The organism is Arthrobacter pascens, from assembly GCF_017052465.1.
Classification (GTDB): domain Bacteria; phylum Actinomycetota; class Actinomycetes; order Actinomycetales; family Micrococcaceae; genus Arthrobacter; species Arthrobacter pascens.
In genome coordinates, this window is record NZ_JAFHKT010000056.1 from 1 (window position 1) to 279 (window position 279).

Below are 279 nucleotides of genomic sequence, written 5' to 3' on the forward strand. Positions count from 1 at the left end.
CCCAGCCAGACCACTGGGTTGATAGGCCGGATGTGGAAGCGAGGACTAACGACTCGTGAAGCTGACCGGTACTAATAGGCCGATAACTTACACCACACACCACCCCGCAAACCCAACTTCAAAAGGGGTTCGCACCAGGGGGTGGTAAAAAGAAACAAGACTGCTTGCGTCCACTATGTGGTTCCCAACCAACAAACCCGTCACACGGTAAGTTGCCCAGGGAACAAAAACCACAACAAAATAACAACACCACAGCTGTAACAACAGCACAGTTGAAAC

At 50.9% G+C, this 279-nt stretch carries 1 protein-coding gene; it reads right to left on the bottom strand.

The features are described from left to right. Positions 1 to 87: 87 nt before the first annotated feature. Positions 88 to 279 (bottom strand): hypothetical protein (locus JYA52_RS00260; RefSeq protein ID WP_205651164.1); only part of this gene is annotated, 192 nt, incomplete at its 5' end.